The organism is Halomonas beimenensis, from assembly GCF_002549795.1.
GTDB lineage: Bacteria > Pseudomonadota > Gammaproteobacteria > Pseudomonadales > Halomonadaceae > Halomonas > Halomonas beimenensis.
Window position 1 is genome coordinate 373,506 of the sequence record NZ_CP021435.1, and the last position, 15,740, is coordinate 389,245.

12 protein-coding genes are annotated in these 15,740 nt (G+C 69.7%); 9 read left to right on the plus strand and 3 right to left on the minus strand.

Annotated elements, in window-relative coordinates:
• Positions 1-87: 87 nt before the first annotated feature.
• Together BEI_RS01785 and BEI_RS01790 are read right to left on the minus strand one after the other, a co-directional pair.
• Positions 88-1,335, minus strand: coding sequence for a ribonucleotide-diphosphate reductase subunit beta (locus BEI_RS01785; RefSeq protein ID WP_097787895.1), 1,248 nt, complete (start codon positions 1,333-1,335; stop codon positions 88-90).
• 134 nt (positions 1,336-1,469) lie between these two features.
• The gene (locus BEI_RS01790) at positions 1,470-4,379 is read right to left on the minus strand and encodes a ribonucleoside-diphosphate reductase subunit alpha (RefSeq protein ID WP_097787896.1); all 2,910 of its coding nucleotides are present in this window, start codon (positions 4,377-4,379) and stop codon (positions 1,470-1,472) included.
• 344 nt (positions 4,380-4,723) lie between these two features.
• On the opposite strand from BEI_RS01790, the gene BEI_RS01795 reads away from it, so the two are divergent.
• Both BEI_RS01795 and BEI_RS01800 read left to right on the plus strand, forming a co-directional pair.
• Positions 4,724-5,437: a response regulator gene (locus BEI_RS01795; protein ID WP_097787897.1), complete on the plus strand. Its 714-nt coding sequence runs from the start codon at positions 4,724-4,726 to the stop codon at positions 5,435-5,437.
• Complete coding sequence (locus tag BEI_RS01800; protein ID WP_097787898.1) at positions 5,437-7,074, plus strand: ATP-binding protein; 1,638 nt, start codon at positions 5,437-5,439, stop codon at positions 7,072-7,074. Before BEI_RS01795 ends, BEI_RS01800 begins: the two co-directional genes overlap by 1 nt.
• An 88-nt stretch (positions 7,075-7,162) precedes the next feature.
• Here the strand turns inward: BEI_RS01800 and BEI_RS01805 are convergent, their stop codons facing one another.
• On the minus strand, positions 7,163-8,077 hold the full coding sequence (locus BEI_RS01805; RefSeq protein ID WP_097787899.1) for a LysR family transcriptional regulator: 915 nt from the start codon (positions 8,075-8,077) through the stop codon (positions 7,163-7,165).
• Between the two features lie 103 nt (positions 8,078-8,180).
• On the opposite strand from BEI_RS01805, the gene metE reads away from it, so the two are divergent.
• The 7 genes from metE to BEI_RS01840 all read left to right on the plus strand — a co-directional run bounded on the left by metE (position 8,181) and on the right by BEI_RS01840 (position 15,721).
• Entirely contained in the window at positions 8,181-10,487 is a 2,307-nt protein-coding gene (gene metE, locus BEI_RS01810) for a 5-methyltetrahydropteroyltriglutamate--homocysteine S-methyltransferase (protein WP_097787900.1), read from the plus strand.
• 254 nt (positions 10,488-10,741) lie between these two features.
• The gene (locus BEI_RS01815; RefSeq protein WP_097787901.1) at positions 10,742-11,887 is read left to right on the plus strand and encodes a 4Fe-4S dicluster domain-containing protein; all 1,146 of its coding nucleotides are present in this window, start codon (positions 10,742-10,744) and stop codon (positions 11,885-11,887) included.
• Position 11,888: 1 nt separating this feature from the next.
• Positions 11,889-12,347, plus strand: coding sequence for a cyclic nucleotide-binding domain-containing protein (locus BEI_RS01820; RefSeq protein ID WP_097787902.1), 459 nt, complete (start codon positions 11,889-11,891; stop codon positions 12,345-12,347).
• A complete protein-coding gene (locus tag BEI_RS01825; protein WP_097787903.1) occupies positions 12,334-13,182 on the plus strand; it encodes an FAD/NAD(P)-binding protein in 849 nt (282 codons plus the stop codon). The genes BEI_RS01820 and BEI_RS01825 overlap by 14 nt, the downstream gene beginning before the upstream one ends.
• Position 13,183: 1 nt before the next feature.
• Positions 13,184-13,969 (plus strand): NADH-quinone oxidoreductase subunit B family protein, encoded by a 786-nt coding sequence (locus BEI_RS01830; protein ID WP_097787904.1) that lies wholly within the window; start codon positions 13,184-13,186, stop codon positions 13,967-13,969.
• Entirely contained in the window at positions 13,950-15,239 is a 1,290-nt protein-coding gene (locus tag BEI_RS01835) for a Ni/Fe hydrogenase subunit alpha (RefSeq protein ID WP_153045752.1), read from the plus strand. The genes BEI_RS01830 and BEI_RS01835 overlap by 20 nt, the downstream gene beginning before the upstream one ends.
• Positions 15,236-15,721 carry a hydrogenase maturation protease gene (locus tag BEI_RS01840; RefSeq protein WP_097787905.1) on the plus strand — a complete coding sequence of 162 codons (486 nt, stop codon included), beginning with the start codon at positions 15,236-15,238 and terminating at the stop codon, positions 15,719-15,721. The genes BEI_RS01835 and BEI_RS01840 overlap by 4 nt, the downstream gene beginning before the upstream one ends.
• The last annotated feature ends 19 nt before the right edge of the window (positions 15,722-15,740 follow it).

Genomic DNA, 15,740 nt, shown 5'->3' on the forward strand with positions numbered 1-15,740 from the left:
GCCTGACGGTGTGGTGTCATCATGAAAATGGCCGATGCCCCTGGGCATCGGCCATAGTTCCGGCTTCTCGGAATGCGTGCCCGTCGATCAATCCCAGCTCAGCGCGCCGCCCACCTGGTACTCGGTGACGCGGGTCTCGAAGAAGTTCTTCTCCTTGCGCAGGTCGATGATCTCGCTCATCCACGGGAAGGGGTTCTCGGCGCCCGGGAACTGCTCCTTCAGGCCGATCTGCGCCAGGCGGCGGTTGCAGATGAAGTGCAGGTACTCCTCCATGATCGCCGCGTTCATGCCCAGCACGCCGCGGGGCATGGTGTCGCGGGCGTAGGCGATCTCCAGCTCGGTGCCCTCGAGGATCATCTGGGTGACCTCGTCCTGGAACTCCGGGGTCCACAGGTGCGGGTTCTCGATCTTGATCTGGTTGATCATGTCCACGCCGAAGTTCAGGTGCATGGACTCGTCGCGCAGGATGTACTGGAACTGCTCGGCGACGCCGGTCATCTTGTTGCGCCGGCCCATGGACAGGATCTGGCTGAAGCCGCAGTAGAAGAAGATGCCCTCGGTCACGCAGTAGAAGGCGATCAGGTTGCGCAGCAGCTCCTGGTCGGTCTCCGGGGTGCCGGTGTGGAAGTCCGGGCGGGCCAGCGACTGGGTGTGCTTGAGGCTCCAGGCGGACTTGGCGGCCACCGAGGGCACCTCGCGGTACATGTTGAAGACCTCGCCCTCGTCCATGCCCAGCGACTCCACGCAGTACTGGTAGGCGTGGGTGTGGATGGCCTCCTCGAAGGCCTGGCGAAGCAGGTACTGGCGGCACTCCGGGTTGGTGATCAGGCGGTAGACGGCCAGCACCAGGTTGTTGGCGACCAGCGAGTCCGCGGTGGAGAAGTAGCCCAGGCTGCGCTCGACGATGCGGCGCTCGTCGGCGGTAAGGCCGTCGGCGCTCTTCCACAGCGCGATGTCGGCGTTCATGTTCACTTCCTGGGGCATCCAGTGGTTGGCGCTGCCGTCCAGGTACTTCTGCCAGGCCCACTCGTACTTGAAGGGCACCAGCTGGTTGAGGTCGGCGCGGGCGTTGATCATGCGCTTCTGGTCGACCTCGATGCGCGCCGCGCCCATCTCCAGCTCCTCCAGGCCGGCGGCCACGTCCAGCTCCTCGAGGGACTGCTTGGCGCGGGTCAGGCGGTCCTGGTCGGCGGCGGCGTACTGGCCGGCGCTCTCGCGGACCTCCTCGGCGGGGGCCTCGGCCCTGGGCTCAACGGCGGGCTGCGGGGCGGGCGCCGGCTGGGGCGCCTCGGCGATCGCGGTATCGTCTTCGTGGAACTCGTTCCAATCGATCATGCTGTCCTCTCCCGGTGGTGGGCCGGATGCTGCTCAGGAGCGCCGCCAAGCGGCGCCCCTGGTGCGATAAGGTGGTGTGAAGGCCGCAAGGTCGGCACCTTACGGCTTGTCGCTAGGCGCTTGTCGCTCGGCGCTTACTGGCACGCCTCGCAGCCCAGCTCGTCCATGTCGCCCGCCGAGGGCGCCCGGGAGCCGCTGCCGCTCTTGCCCTGCAGGAAGTCGTCGATGCCCTTGGGCTCCGGCTTCGGTTCCGGGGCGGCGGACGGTATCGACGCCGGGGCCGCGCCGGGCGAGGCGTTGCTCACCGCGTTGAGGTTGCCGCGGTCCACGGTGGACTTCTCCACCGCCGTGGCGCCCAGGGCGCGCAGGTAGTAGGTGGTCTTGAGGCCGCGGAACCAGGCCATGCGGTAGGTCACGTCCAGCTTCTTGCCGGAGACGCCCTTGATGTAGAGGTTCAGCGACTGGGCCTGGTCGATCCACTTCTGGCGACGGGCGGCGGCCTCGACCAGCCACTTGGGCTCCACCTCGAAGGCGGTGGCGTACTTGGCCTTGAGGTCCTCCGGGATGCGGTCGATGGGCTGCACGGAGCCGTCGTAGTACTTGAGGTCGTTGATCATGACCTCGTCCCAGAGGCCGCGGTCCTTGAGGTCGTTGACCATGTAGGCGTTGACCACGGTGAACTCGCCCGACAGGTTCGACTTGACGAACAGGTTCTGGTAGGTCGGCTCGATGGACTGCGAGACCCCGCAGATGTTGGAGATGGTCGCGGTCGGGGCGATGGCCATGACGTTGGAGTTGCGCATGCCCTGTGCGGCGATCTTCTCGCGGATGCGGTCCCAGTCCTGGGTGGTGGAGGTGTCGACCTCGATGTACTTCTCGCCGCGCTCCTGCTTCAGGTTCTCGATGGAGTCGATGGGCAGGATGCCCTGGCTCCACAGCGAGCCCTCGAAGCTCTCGTAGCGGCCGCGCTCGGCGGCCAGGTCGGCGGAGGCCTCGATGGCGTGATAGCTGACCAGCTCCATGGAGCGGTCGGCGAAGGTCACGGCGTCCTCGGAGGCGTAGGCGATGTCCTGGGCGTAGAGGGCGTCCTGGAAGCCCATGATGCCCAGGCCCACCGGGCGGTGCCGGAAGTTGGAGCGCTCCGCCTGGGGCACCGCGTAGTAGTTGATGTCGATGACGTTGTCGAGCATGCGCACGGCGGTGCGCACGGTCTGCCTCAGCTTGTCGCCGTCGAAGGCACCGTCCACCACGTGCTGGGCCAGGTTGATGGAGCCCAGGTTGCACACCGCGATCTCGTCGGGGCTGGTGTTCAGGGTGATCTCGGTGCACAGGTTGGAGCTGTGGACCACGCCGGCGTGCTGCTGCGGGCTGCGCAGGTTGCACGGATCCTTGAAGGTGATCCAGGGGTGGCCGGTCTCGAACAGCATCGAGAGCATCTTGCGCCACAGGTCCTTGGCCTTCACCCGCTTGAACAGCTTGAGCTGGCCGTTGCGGGTCATCTCCTCGTATTCCCGGTAGCGCTTCTCGAAGGCGGCGCCGTACAGGTCGTGGAGGTCCGGGCAGGTCGCCGGGGAGAACAGGGTCCACTCCTGGTCGTCGAAGACCCGCTTCATGAACAGGTCCGGCACCCAGTTGGCGGTGTTCATGTCGTGGGTACGGCGGCGGTCGTCGCCGGTGTTCTTGCGCAGCTCGAGGAACTCCTCGATGTCGAGGTGCCAGCTCTCGAGGTAGGCGCAGACCGCGCCCTTGCGCTTGCCGCCCTGGTTGACCGCCACGGCGGTGTCGTTGACCACCTTGAGGAAGGGGACCACGCCCTGGGACTTGCCGTTGGTGCCCTTGATGTAGGAGCCCAGCGCGCGCACCGGGGTCCAGTCGTTGCCCAGGCCGCCGGCCCACTTGGAGAGCAGGGCGTTGTCGCGGATGGCGCTGTAGATGCTGTCCAGGTCATCCGGCACCGTGGTGAGGTAGCAGCTGGAGAGCTGGCTGCGGACGGTGCCCGAGTTGAACAGGGTCGGGGTGGAGGCCATGTAGTCGAAGCTGGAGAGCAGCTCGTAGAACTCGATGGCCCGCGCCTCGCGGTCGTCCTCGTTGAGGGACAGGCCCATGGCCACGCGCATGAACATCACCTGGGGCAGCTCGTAGCGCACCTCGTCGCGGTGGATGAAGTAGCGGTCGTAGAGGGTCTGCAGGCCCAGGTAGGTGAACTGGGCGTCGCGGGTGTGGTCCAGGGCGTCGCCCAGGCGCTCCAGGTCGAACTCGGCCAGCCGCGGGTCGAGCTGCTCGAACTCGATGCCCTTCTCGATGTAGGCCAGGAAGGCCGGCTTGTAGTAGTCGGCCATCTCCTGGTAGGTGGCCTCGTCGGCGATGCCCAGGAAGGACAGCGCCTCGCGGCGCAGGTTGTCCTGCAGCAGGCGGGCGGTGACGTAGGTGTAGTTGGGATCCTTCTCCACCAGGGTGCGGGCGGTCATCATCAGGGCCTGGGAGACGCCGTCCACGCTGACCCCGTCGTAGAGGTTCTTCAGGGAGTCCTCGACGATCCTGTTCGGTTCGACGTTGGCCAGGCCCTCGCAGGCGTCATGCACCAGGGTCTCGACGCGGCCCAGGTCCAGCGGACGGGTGCTGCCGTCCGGGGCGGTGACGTTCAGGGTGGGGTGGGGCTTGGCGATGTCGCCGCCGGCCTCGGCGCGGGCGCGGGCGTGCTCCTCGCGGTACAGCACGTAGGCACGGGCCACCTTCTGTTCCCCGGCGCGCATCAGCGCCAGCTCCACCTGGTCCTGGATGTCCTCGATGTGTACGGTGCCGCCGTCGGGCATCCGCCGCAGGAAGGCCTGGGCGATGCCCTCGGAGGCCTGCTGGACGAAGTCGCGGACTCGCGAGGAGGTGGCGGCGTTGTCGCCCTCCACGGCGATGAAGGCCTTGCTCAGGGCCACGGCGATCTTGCCGGCATCGAAGGGCACCACATCGCCGGTGCGCTTGATGACACGCAGGGTCTGCGGTGCGGTAACGGAGACGGACGGACGGTCCGGGGTAGCGGTGGTTTCCATGGCGCCGGGGTTCCCTACCTTGATGTGTCGGTGGACGAGGGCCGCCGTAGGGCGACTGTTGACAGAATTCGGGGTGCTTGCTATGGCACAGGATGTGGTGTCCTCGCCGAGGTCGAGCACAAGATAGTGTGCTTTCTGCCGCTCATCAAGTGGATAACTTGTGGATGGCCTGTGGCCTTCCGGGGGGTGTTTCTAGGCCTCGGCGCGAGCCCGCGTGGTTGGGCCTTCGGCGCGATTTTCGCCGTCAAGGCGTTTGAGCGAAGGGCGGCGATGTCGGGTATCCTTTAGCTATTGACGGTTGGCAAACGACGCCGGCCCTGACGCATGCCCCATCGAGGAACAGAATGGACGAGAGCCTGGACCCCCGTGAACAGGATCATGTGCTGATCATCGAGGATGATGAGCGCCTGGCCGAGTTGACCCGCGACTATCTCGAGGCCAATGGCTTCCGGGTGACCCTGGAGGCCGACGGCGCCCAGGGCGTCGAGCGGATTCTCAACCTGCAGCCGGACCTGGTCATCCTGGACCTGATGCTGCCCGGCGAGGACGGCCTCTCGATCTGTCGGCGCGTGCGCTCGGACTACCCCGGCCCGATCCTCATGCTCACCGCGCGCACCGACGACATGGATCAGGTGCTGGGGCTGGAGATGGGCGCCGACGACTACGTGGCCAAGCCGGTCCAGCCCCGGGTGCTGCTGGCCCGCATGCGCGCCCTGCTGCGCCGCCGGGAAGCCGGGGCGGCCGGCGAGGAGCAGCGCCTGGTGTTCGGCGACCTGGAGATCGACAATGCCACCCGGGAGGCCTTCCTCGCCGGGGAGCGCATCGACCTGACCAGCGCCGAGTTCGACCTGCTCTGGCTGCTGGCCAGCAACGCCGGGCGGGTGCTGACCCGCGAGGAAATCTTCGCCCAGCTGCGCGGCATCAAGTACGACGGCCAGGATCGGTCCATCGACGTGCGCGTCTCGCGCATTCGTCCCAAGATCGGCGACGATCCCAACCAGCCGCAACGGATCAAGACCGTGCGCAGCAAGGGCTACCTCTTCGTCAAGGACGGCTGATGGCCCCTTCCCGCCTGCTGCCCCGTGCCCTGGCCGACAGCACCTTCCTGCGGGTCTACGTGCTGCTGGCCCTGGCCCTGGTGCTGATCTTCGCCCTGGCGCTGCTGGCCATCACCGTCGTCGACAAGGTGCGTCGCCAGCACTACCAGGAGCAGCTGGCCGAGGCGCCGATGACCCTCCTGACCGCCCAGCTCGCCGAGCTGCCGAGGCCGCGTCGAGCCGAATGGCTGAGCGAACAGGGCGCCCGCCTGGCCATCCGCCTGTCGCTGCATGACCTGGAAGACCATCCGCTGAACTATTTCGAGCGGGCTCGCCTGGAGGGCGGTCAGACCCTGGTCAGCCAGACCGAGGCCGCGGGCTGGCGACTCCTCCGTCGCCTGCCCGGCGAGGACCGCCTGCTGCAGGCCCAGCTGGCCAGCCTGGGGGAGCACCAGCTGATGGGGCTGGCGCGGCTGCTCGGTGAGTGGCTGCTGGCGGTGCCGGCCGAGCGGCGTGCGGCGCGGGTGGAACGGCTGCAGAGCCCGGTGATCCGGCTGCGGCTCACCGACGCCCCGCCCGAGGGGCTCGACCCCGCCCGGCTCGCGGGCTTGAGCGATACCGAGGTGGTGGTCCGCCTGCTGCCCCAGCGCTGGGCCATGTCGCTGTACCTTCGCCTGTCCGGGGAAACGGGCCGGATGCAGTGGGTGGAGGTCGGCCCCCTCTATGCCTTCGAGCCCCTGCCGGCTTCGCTGTTGCTGGTGCTGCTGCTGTTGTTGCTGGTGATGCTCGCGGTGATCATCTACCTGATCGTGCGCAGCGTGGAGGCCCGCATGGTGCGCCTCGAGCTGGCGGCCACGCGCATCGCCGCCGGTCGCCTCGACACCCGGGTCAAGATCGAGGGCAGCGACTTCATCGGGCGGCTGGGGATGGCCCTGAACGGCATGGCCGCCCAGGTGCAGTCGTTGCTGCGCGGCCAGCAGGACATGATGCGTGCGGTGTCCCATGAGCTGCGCACGCCGGTGGCGCGGATCCGCTTCGCCGTGCAGATGGTCGAGGACATGACGGACGATCCGACGGTACGCCGCCACCTGCAGGGCATCGACACCGACATCGCCGAACTCGACGACCTGGTCGACGAGATCCTGACCTATGCCCGGCTGGGCAGCGAGCAGGCCAACGGGGTGGAGTTCGAGACCTCGCTGGTGGAATGCCGGGCCATGGCCGAACGGGTCATCGAGGCGCTCCACCCGCTGCACGCTCACCTGTCCCTCCGCCTCTCGCCGGGGGCGGAGGTGGAGGCCACGGCGGAGCCGCGCTACCTGCAGCGGGCGTTGCAGAACCTGGTGGCCAACGCCTGCCGTCACGCCCACGCCCGGGTGATGATTCGCGTGCACGGCGAACCCCGGCTGGTGCGCATTGACGTCGAGGACGACGGGCCCGGCGTGCCGGTCGCCAAGCGCGGCGAGATCTTCAAGCCCTTCTCGCGCCTCGACGACAGTCGCGCGCGGCGCTCGGGAGGCTACGGACTGGGGCTGTCCATCGTCCAGAAGGTCATGGCCTGGCATGGCGGCAGCGTCATGGTCGACGACAGCCCGGCGCTGGGCGGGGCGCGCTTCACCCTGCTGTTGCCGCAGCGCACCAACGCCCGGGAAGCGTAGATCGGGGAAGCGGCCCAGGCCGGACAAGCCGAAGGCGCATCCGGCGAGCAGAGGGCATGTCCGGCCCCGGCCATCCGGACGCCCGTCGTCATGCCGGCTTGATGCCCTCCAGCACCCCGAAGGAGGTCTCCCGGGCGGTGCGCAGGAAGTCCTCCATCCAGGGCGCCTCCCGGGTCTCCTCGCGGATCGCCGCGAACAGGGTGCTCCAGACGCCCTGTTCGCCCAGCGGCACCGCCTTCACGTAGTCCCGCTCCAGGTACTCGGTCAGGGCCCAGTTGGGCAGGGCGCAGACGCCGCGGCCGCTGGCCACCAGCTGCATCATCATGATCGTCAGCTCGGCGGTGCGCACCTCCCGGGGCTTCACCCCGGCCGGGTCGAGGAACTGGGTGAAGACGTCCAGCCGCGAATGCTCGACCGGATAGGTGATCAGGGTTTCCTCGGCCAGGTCGCCCGGGGTCACGAAGGGTCGGCCGGCGAGTCGGTGCTGCCGGGCGACGGCGAGCAGGCCCTCGTAGCGGAACAGCGGTTCGTAGTGCACGCCGGTGAGCGGCTGGGGATCGGCGGTGATCACCAGGTCGAGCTGCTCCCGGGCCAGTGCCGGCAACGGGTCGAAGTGATGCCCCCCGGGAATGTCGATCTCCACCTCGGGCCAGTGGTCACGGAAGTGGTCCACGGTGGGCATCAGCCACTGGAAGCAGCTGTGGCACTCGATGGCCATGTGCAGGCGACCCTGCTCGTCACCCGCCAGCCTGGCCAGGTCGCGCTCCGCCATGCGCACCTGGGGCAGCACCTGCTCGGCGAGCGACAGCAGCCGCAGGCCCGCCCGGGTGAATTCCACCGGGCGGGTCTTGCGCAGGAACAGCGGACTGCCCAGGCGCTCCTCCAGGTCCTTGATCTGGTGGGAGAGGGCCGACTGGGTCAGGTGGACCCGCTCGGCGGCCTCTACCAGGGAGCCGGCGTCGCGCAGGGCGACCAGGGTGCGGAGGTGACGGAGTTCGAGCATGATCCTGAGATGTGTTCATGTTGTGGATTAGCAAGTTTAGTTTGATTCAGCCATGCTGGCCAGCCAGACTCCGTAGCATCATTCATGATTATGGGGTTTCAACATGACATCCGCTCATATTCTGGGCTACCCCCGCATCGGCGCGGACCGCGAGCTCAAGAAGGCCACCGAGGCGTACTGGAAGGGCGACATCGATCGCGAGGCCCTGGAGGCCGAGGGGCGCGAGCTGCGTCGACGCCACTGGGCGGACCAGCGCGAGGCCGGCCTGGCGTGGGTCACGGTGGGTGACTTCGCCTTCTACGATCAGGTGCTCAACGTCTCCACGCTGCTCGGGGCGGTGCCGGCGCGCTTCGGCGCCGAGGCCGAGGTCGCCCGCGGCGAGGTGGACCTCGATACCACCTTCCGCATGGCCCGCGGGCGGGCGCCCGTCGGCGAGCCCGCTGCGGCCTGCGAGATGACCAAGTACTTCGATACCAACTACCACTACCTGGTCCCCGAGCTGCAGCCGGGCCAGCGCTTCCGCCTGGCCAGCACGCGGCTGTTCGACGAGGTCGAGGAGGCCAGGGCCGAAGGGCATGCGGTCAAGGTGGCGCTGACCGGGCCGCTGACCTGGCTGTGGCTGGGCAAGGGCCGTGGCGAGGGCGCCGAGGCCTTCGATCGCCTGGAGCTGCTCGACGGGGTGCTCGAGGTCTATGGCCAGGTGCTGGCCCGGCTGGCCGAGCTGGGCGTGGAGTGGGTGCAGCTCGACGAGCCGGCCCTGGTGCAGGATCTGCCGACGGACTGGAAGCAGGCCTACGAGCGGGCCTATCACCGCCTGCAGGCGGCGCCGGTGAAGCTGCTGCTGGCGACCTACTTCGGCGGCCTGGGCGATAACCTCTCGCTGACCGTGGGGCTGCCGGTGGACGGCCTGCACCTGGACGCGGTCCGCGCGCCGGAGCAGGTCGAGGCGGTGGTCGACCGACTGCTGCCCCACAAGGTGCTGTCGCTGGGGGTGATCGACGGTCGCAACGTCTGGCGTGCCGACCTGGCCGCGCTGCGCGGCCGGCTGGCGCCGCTGGCGGCCAGGCTGGGCGAGCGGCTGTGGCTGGCCCCCAGCTGCTCGCTGCTGCACGTGCCGGTGGACCTGGCCGCCGAGACCGAGCTCGACGCCGAACTCATGAGCTGGCTGGCCTTCGCCCGCCAGAAGCTCGACGAGACGGTGACCCTGGCTCGCGCCCTGGGCGATCGCCTGGGGGCCGAGGACGAGGCGCGCCTGGCCGAGGCCGGCGTGGCGCTGGCGGCCCGCCGTGCCTCGCCGCGGATCCATCGTCCGGCGGTGGCCGAGCGGCTGGCCGCGGTGACCGCCGCCGACGGCGAGCGGGAGAGCCCCTACGGCGAGCGGGCCCGGGTCCAGCGCCGCCACCTGGACCTGCCGTTGTTCCCCACCACCACCATCGGCTCCTTCCCGCAGACCGCCGATATCCGGGCCGCCCGCCGGGCCCACAAGGCCGGTGAGCTGTCGGACGCCGACTACGAGGCGCGCATGGCGGCGGAGATCGCCGATGCCGTGCGTCGCCAGGAGGCGCTGGGGCTGGACATGCTGGTCCACGGCGAGGCCGAGCGCAACGACATGGTCGAGTACTTCGGCGAGCGGCTCGAGGGCTTCGCCTTCACCCGCTTCGGCTGGGTACAGAGCTATGGGTCGCGCTGCGTCAAGCCGCCGATCCTGTTCGGCGACGTGGCCCGCCCGGCGGCGATGACGGTACGCTGGAGCGAGTATGCCCAGTCGCTCACCGACAAGCCCATGAAGGGCATGCTGACCGGTCCGGTGACCATCCTGCAGTGGTCCTTCGTGCGCGACGATCAGCCCCGGGCCGCTACCTGCCGGCAGATCGCCCTGGCGCTGCGCGACGAGGTGGCCGACCTGGAAGCCGCCGGCATCCGCGCCATCCAGATCGACGAGCCGGCGCTGCGCGAGGGGCTGCCGCTGCGCCAGGCCGAGTGGCAGGCCTATCTCGACTGGGCGGTGGACTGCTTCAAGCTGAGCGCCGCGGTGGCCGCGGATGCGACTCAGGTGCACACCCACATGTGCTACTCGGAGTTCAACGACATCATCGGCGCCATCGCCGCCCTGGACGCCGACGTCATCACCATCGAGACCTCACGCTCCGACATGGAACTGCTCGACGCCTTCCGCGACTTCGCCTATCCGAACGAGATCGGGCCGGGCGTCTACGACATCCACTCGCCGAACCTCCCCGAGGTGGCCTGGATGGTGGCGCTGATGGAGAAGGCCGCCGAGCGCATCCCGGTGGAGCGGCTCTGGGTCAACCCGGACTGCGGCCTCAAGACCCGCGGCTGGGCCGAGGTGGAGCCGGCGCTGGCCCGCATGGTCGAGGCGGCACAGGCGCTGCGCCGACGCCACGGCTGAGACGCGGGCGAAAGCTGGCGGCGCTCGGCCATACATCGTTAAAAATCGGCTTAAAATGCTCATTTAGAGCTAACTAAACTCCGCTTTTGCGCCGATTTTTGCCTTGTCTGGCCGTCGCTCGCGGCGCTTTTCCTCCCAGTCCGTGCGGATGGTGGGGGCTCAACTGTGTACCGGGCGTTTCCCCCGACTTCGTCCTCTTCCTGGGCTGCTAGGCTTATCGAGACCGAAGCCGGCCACCAGGGGGAGCGGCCCGCATGGAACCAGAACCGAGGGCGCGGACCACGGCGCTGATCGATCGCCGCGGGCTGCAGGCACTGATCGAGGCCCTGGCCGATGAGGGCTATCGGGTGGTGGGACCGACGCGACGCGACGACGCCATCGTCTACGACGACCTGGCGGACCTCGACGATCTCCCCGCCGGCTGGACGGAGCACCAGGAGGCGGGCCGCTACCGGCTCGTGGCCCGCGACGATCAGGCCCTGTTCGGCTACGCGGTGGGCCCCCATGCCTGGAAGCGCTTCCTGCATCCGCCCGTCGAGACCCTGTGGACGGCGCAGCGCGACGAGCACGGCCTCACCTTCCGGAGCCCCGAGCCCGCCGAGGAACGCTTCGCCTTCCTCGGCGTGCGCGCCTGCGAGCTGCAGGCCATCGCCATCCAGGATCGGGTCTTCCTCGAGGGGCCCCACGTCGACGCGGGCTATGGCGCCCGTCGTCGCGAGGCCTTCATCGTCGCCGTGAACTGCGGGGAGGCGGGCGGGACCTGCTTCTGCGTCTCCATGCAGACCGGCCCCCGGGCCGAGTCGGGCTTCGACCTGGCGCTGACCGAGCTGCTCGAGGCCGATCGTCACGATTTCCTGGTCGAGGTCGGCAGCCCCGCCGGCGCGGCGCTGCTCGAGCGTCTCCCTCACCGGAAGGCCGGCGGGGCCGATCACCGGGCGGCCGACGCGGTGGTGGCGCGTACCGCCAGCCGGATGGGGCGAGAGCTGGAGACCCAGGGGCTCAAGGCGCTGCTCCAGGACAATCCCGAGCATCCCCGCTGGGACGACGTCGCCGAGCGCTGCCTGACCTGCGGCAACTGCACCATGGTCTGTCCCACCTGCTTCTGCACCACCGTGGAGGATCACAGCGACCTGGCCGGCACCCGGGCCGAGCGGGTCCGCCTGTGGGATTCCTGCTTCACCCTGGACTTCTCCTACCTGCACGGCGGCAGCGTGCGCCAGAGCCCCCGCAGTCGCTACCGGCAGTGGATGACCCACAAGCTGGCCAGCTGGATCGACCAGTTCGGCACCTCGGGATGCGTGGGCTGCGGTCGCTGCATCACCTGGTGCCCAACGGGCATCGACATCACCGAGGAGGCGGCGGTGATCCGCGCCACCGCCCCCCAGCGGCGGGACCCCTGACATGGCCTATCTCGAGCGCATCCTGGGGGAGCACCCCTTCTTCGCCGGGCTCGACGACGAGCACGGCCGGCTGTTGGCCGGCTGCGCCCGCAACCGTCGCTTCGCCGCCGGCGAGTACCTGTTCCGCGAGGGCGAGGCGGCCGACGAGTTCTACCTGATCCGGCACGGCCAGGTGGCCCTCGAGACGCTGGTGCCCGGCCGTGCCCCGCTGGTCATCGCGACCCTCGGCGAGGGCGAGATCGTCGGCGCTTCCTGGCTGCTGCCCCCCTATCGCTGGATGTTCGACGCCCGTGCCGTGACCCTGACCCGGGCCATCGGCCTGGATGCGGCCTGCCTGCGCGGCAAGTGCGAGGTCGACCACCACCTCGGGTACGACATGATGAAGCGCTTCCTGCCCGTCGTGGTGAAGCGCCTGCACGACACCCGGCTCCAGGTCCTCGATGTCTATGGCGACGACTGATCCCCGGGCCGCCGGCCCCGCGCCCTTCGTGCCGCAGGCCTACCGTGTCGAGGAGGTGACCCGCGAGCTCGCCGACACCGTCTCGCTGCGCCTGGCGCCGCTGGACGGGGCTCGGCCCGACTTCCGCCCGGGGCAGTTCAACATGCTCTGGGCCTTCGGCGTGGGGGAGGCGGCCATCAGCATCAGCGACGTCGAGACGGACGGGAGCTTCGTGCATACCGTGCGTGCCGTGGGGGCGGTCAGCGGCGCCCTGGCGGGACTCGAGGTCGGCACCCGAGTCGGCCTGCGCGGTCCCTTCGGGACTGGCTGGCGAGTGGCCGAGGCGCGCGGCGCGGACGTCGTGGTGGTCGCCGGCGGCCTCGGCCTGGCCCCGTTGCGGCCCGCGATCCAGGCGCTGCTGGCCGATCGGGCGCGCTACGGTCGCGTGGCGATCCTGGTCGGGGCGCGCAGCCCCGAGACCCTGCTCTACCCGGAAGCCCTCGCGCCCTGGCAGCGCCGCCCCGACGTGGAGGTCCTGGTCACGGTGGATCATGCCGGCGCCGATTGGGCGGGCCGGGTCGGGGTGGTGCCCGGGCTCGTGCCGCGGGCCGCCTTTGATGCCGACGACTGCGTGGCCCTGGTCTGCGGCCCGGAGGTGATGATGCGCTTCACGGTCGCGGCCCTGCGTCATGCGGGCGTGGCGGCCGAGCGCATCCATGTGTCGATGGAGCGCAACATGAAGTGCGCCGTCGGCTGGTGCGGGCATTGCCAGTTCGGGCCCGCCTTCGTCTGCAAGGACGGCCCGGTGATGCGCTACGACGCCATCGCCGACCTCTTCTCCATCCCCGAGGTGTGACATGGCCGAACCGACCCGTCCCCGTCTCGCGGTCTGGAAGTTCGCCTCCTGCGACGGCTGCCAGCTGTCCCTGCTCGACTGCGAGGACGAGCTGCTGGCCGTCGACGAGGCCCTCGACATCGCCTATTTCCCCGAGGCCTCCAGCGCCATGGTCGAGGGCCCCTATACGCTCTCGCTGGTGGAGGGCTCGATCACCACCGCCCACGACGTCGCGCGCATCCGCGAGGTTCGCGCCCAGTCGCGGCATCTGGTGACCATCGGCGCCTGCGCCACCGCCGGCGGCATCCAGGCGCTGCGCAACTTCGCCGACGTCGACGACTTCGTCGCCGCCGTCTATGCCTCGCCGGACTACATCGCCACCCTGGCCACCTCGACGCCGATCTCGGCCCATGTGGCGGTCGATTTCGAGCTGCAGGGCTGTCCGATCAATAAGGTCCAGCTCCTCGAGGTGCTGTCGGCCTTCCTGGCCGGTCGTCGGCCCGCCATCGCCGCCCACAGCGTCTGCATCGAGTGCAAGCGTCGCGGCAACGTCTGCGTGATGGTGCAGGGCACCCCCTGCCTGGGGCCGGTGACCCATGCCGGCTGCGGTGCGCTCTGTCCCGCCTACCGGCGTGGCTGCTACGGCTGCTACGGCCCCATGGAGACGCCCCGCACCGCGGCGCTGGCGCGGGAGTGGCAGGCCCTGGGCGTGGCGCCGCGGGAGATCCGCCACGCCTTCCGCAGCTTCAACGCCGGCGCCGAGGCGTTCCGTGAGGAGAGCGAGGCCCATGACGACCAAGCGACTTAGCGTCGACTACCTGGCCCGGGTGGAAGGGGAGGGGGCGCTCGACCTGGAGATCGAGGGCGACCGGGTGGCCGCCGCGCGGCTGCGCATCTTCGAGCCGCCGCGCCTGTTCGAGGCCCTGCTGCGCGGGCGGGGCTACGTCGAGACGCCGGACATCGTGGCGCGGATCTGCGGCATCTGCCCGATCGCCTACCAGATGAGCGCCGCCCATGCCCTGGAGGACGCCTTCGGCATCCGCGTGGAGGGGCAGCTGCGCGCCCTGCGCCGCCTGATCTACTGCGGCGAATGGATCGAGAGTCACGCGCTGCACGTGGTGATGCTGCATGCCCCCGACTTCCTCGGCTACCCCGACGCCATGCGCATGGCGGCCGACCACCGCGACATCGTGCGCCAGGGGCTCGAGGTGAAGAAGGTCGGCAACGAGGTGCTGCGCGTGCTGGGCGGGCGCGAGATCCATCCCGTCAACGTGCGGGTCGGCGGCTTCTATCGCCTGCCCACCCGGCGGGAGCTGGCCGGGCTCGCCGACCGCCTCGAGCGGGCCCACGAGCTGGCCGTGGGCCTGGTGCGCTTGGTGGCGACCCTTCCCTTCCCGGACGTCGAGCGCGATTACGAGCTGGTGGCGCTGCGCCATCCCGACGAATACCCGTTCAACGAGGGGCGACTGGTCTCCAGCCGGGGCATCGACATCGATATCGCCGATTTCGATACGACCTTCGCCGAGCGCCAGGTGCCCCACTCCACGGCGCTGCATTCCCACGTCAGGGAGCGAGGCGCCTACCTGGTGGGCCCCCTGGCCCGCTACGGGCTCAACTTCGATCGCCTGCCCGCCGAGGTGCAGGCGCTGGCCCGGGAGGCGGGGCTGGGCCCGCGCTGTCTCAATCCCTACCGCAGCATCGTGGTGCGCGCCCTGGAGGTCGTCTTCGCCTGCCAGGAGGCGCTGCGGATCATCGCCGCCTACGAGCCGCCCGAGGCCGCCGCCGTGGAGGTGGTGCCGCGCGCCGGGGAAGGGATCGGCTGCACCGAGGCGCCGCGCGGCATCTGCTGGCACCGCTACGAGACGGCGGCCGACGGGACCATCCGCACGGCGCGCATCGTGCCGCCGACGTCCCAGAACCAGCCGAGCATCGAGGCGGACATCGCCGCGGTCGCCGGGTCGGTCCTCGACCAGCCGGACGAGGTGATCCGTGACCGCTGTGCCAGGAGCATCCGCAACCATGATCCCTGCATCTCCTGCTCGGCCCATGCCCTCAGGCTGCGGGTGCGGCGTCGATGAGCCAGGCCGCGCCGCCTCGGGTCCTGGTGGTGGGGCTCGGCAATCCCGACCGGGGCGACGACGGGGTGGGCGTGCTCCTGGCGACGCGACTCGCGGACAGCCTGCCCGACGGGGTCGGCCTGCTCACCGGGGGGCGCGACGTGCTCTCGCTGATCGACGACTGGGCGGGCTACGACGTCATGCTGGCCCTCGATGCCGCCGCGCCGATGGGCCATCCCGGCCGCGTGCACCGCCTGACCTCGAGCGGTGAGTGGCCCGTGGAGACCCAGGCGCCGTTGTCGGGCCATGCGCTGGGTCTCTTCGAGGCCCTGGCGCTGGCTCGCACCCTGCATCTGCCCGTGCCCCACTCGGTGGTGATCTTCGCCATCGAGGCGGCGGACCTGACGCCCGGCGCCCCGCTCAGTCCGGCCGTGGCCGCGGCGATGCCGGGAATGGTCGAGCGTGTGGTCGACGAGGTCGCCCGGCGGGCCGCCCGTACCTGAGCGGACGCCACCCGGCGGG

What these genes read in the sequence shown, in the direction of transcription:
- BEI_RS01805 (WP_097787899.1), bottom strand. Translation starts at nt 8,077, where the DNA reads ATGCTCGAACTCCGTCACCTCCGCACCCTGGTCGCCCTGCGCGACGCC.
- BEI_RS01830 (WP_097787904.1), top strand. Translation starts at nt 13,184, where the DNA reads ATGGCCGAACCGACCCGTCCCCGTCTCGCGGTCTGGAAGTTCGCCTCC.
- BEI_RS01820 (WP_097787902.1), top strand. Translation starts at nt 11,889, where the DNA reads ATGGCCTATCTCGAGCGCATCCTGGGGGAGCACCCCTTCTTCGCCGGG.
- BEI_RS01840 (WP_097787905.1), top strand. Translation starts at nt 15,236, where the DNA reads ATGAGCCAGGCCGCGCCGCCTCGGGTCCTGGTGGTGGGGCTCGGCAAT.
- BEI_RS01795 (WP_097787897.1), top strand. Translation starts at nt 4,724, where the DNA reads ATGGACGAGAGCCTGGACCCCCGTGAACAGGATCATGTGCTGATCATC.
- BEI_RS01825 (WP_097787903.1), top strand. Translation starts at nt 12,334, where the DNA reads ATGGCGACGACTGATCCCCGGGCCGCCGGCCCCGCGCCCTTCGTGCCG.
- BEI_RS01815 (WP_097787901.1), top strand. Translation starts at nt 10,742, where the DNA reads ATGGAACCAGAACCGAGGGCGCGGACCACGGCGCTGATCGATCGCCGC.
- metE (WP_097787900.1), top strand. Translation starts at nt 8,181, where the DNA reads ATGACATCCGCTCATATTCTGGGCTACCCCCGCATCGGCGCGGACCGC.
- BEI_RS01835 (WP_153045752.1), top strand. Translation starts at nt 13,950, where the DNA reads ATGACGACCAAGCGACTTAGCGTCGACTACCTGGCCCGGGTGGAAGGG.
- BEI_RS01790 (WP_097787896.1), bottom strand. Translation starts at nt 4,379, where the DNA reads ATGGAAACCACCGCTACCCCGGACCGTCCGTCCGTCTCCGTTACCGCA.
- BEI_RS01800 (WP_097787898.1), top strand. Translation starts at nt 5,437, where the DNA reads ATGGCCCCTTCCCGCCTGCTGCCCCGTGCCCTGGCCGACAGCACCTTC.
- BEI_RS01785 (WP_097787895.1), bottom strand. Translation starts at nt 1,335, where the DNA reads ATGATCGATTGGAACGAGTTCCACGAAGACGATACCGCGATCGCCGAG.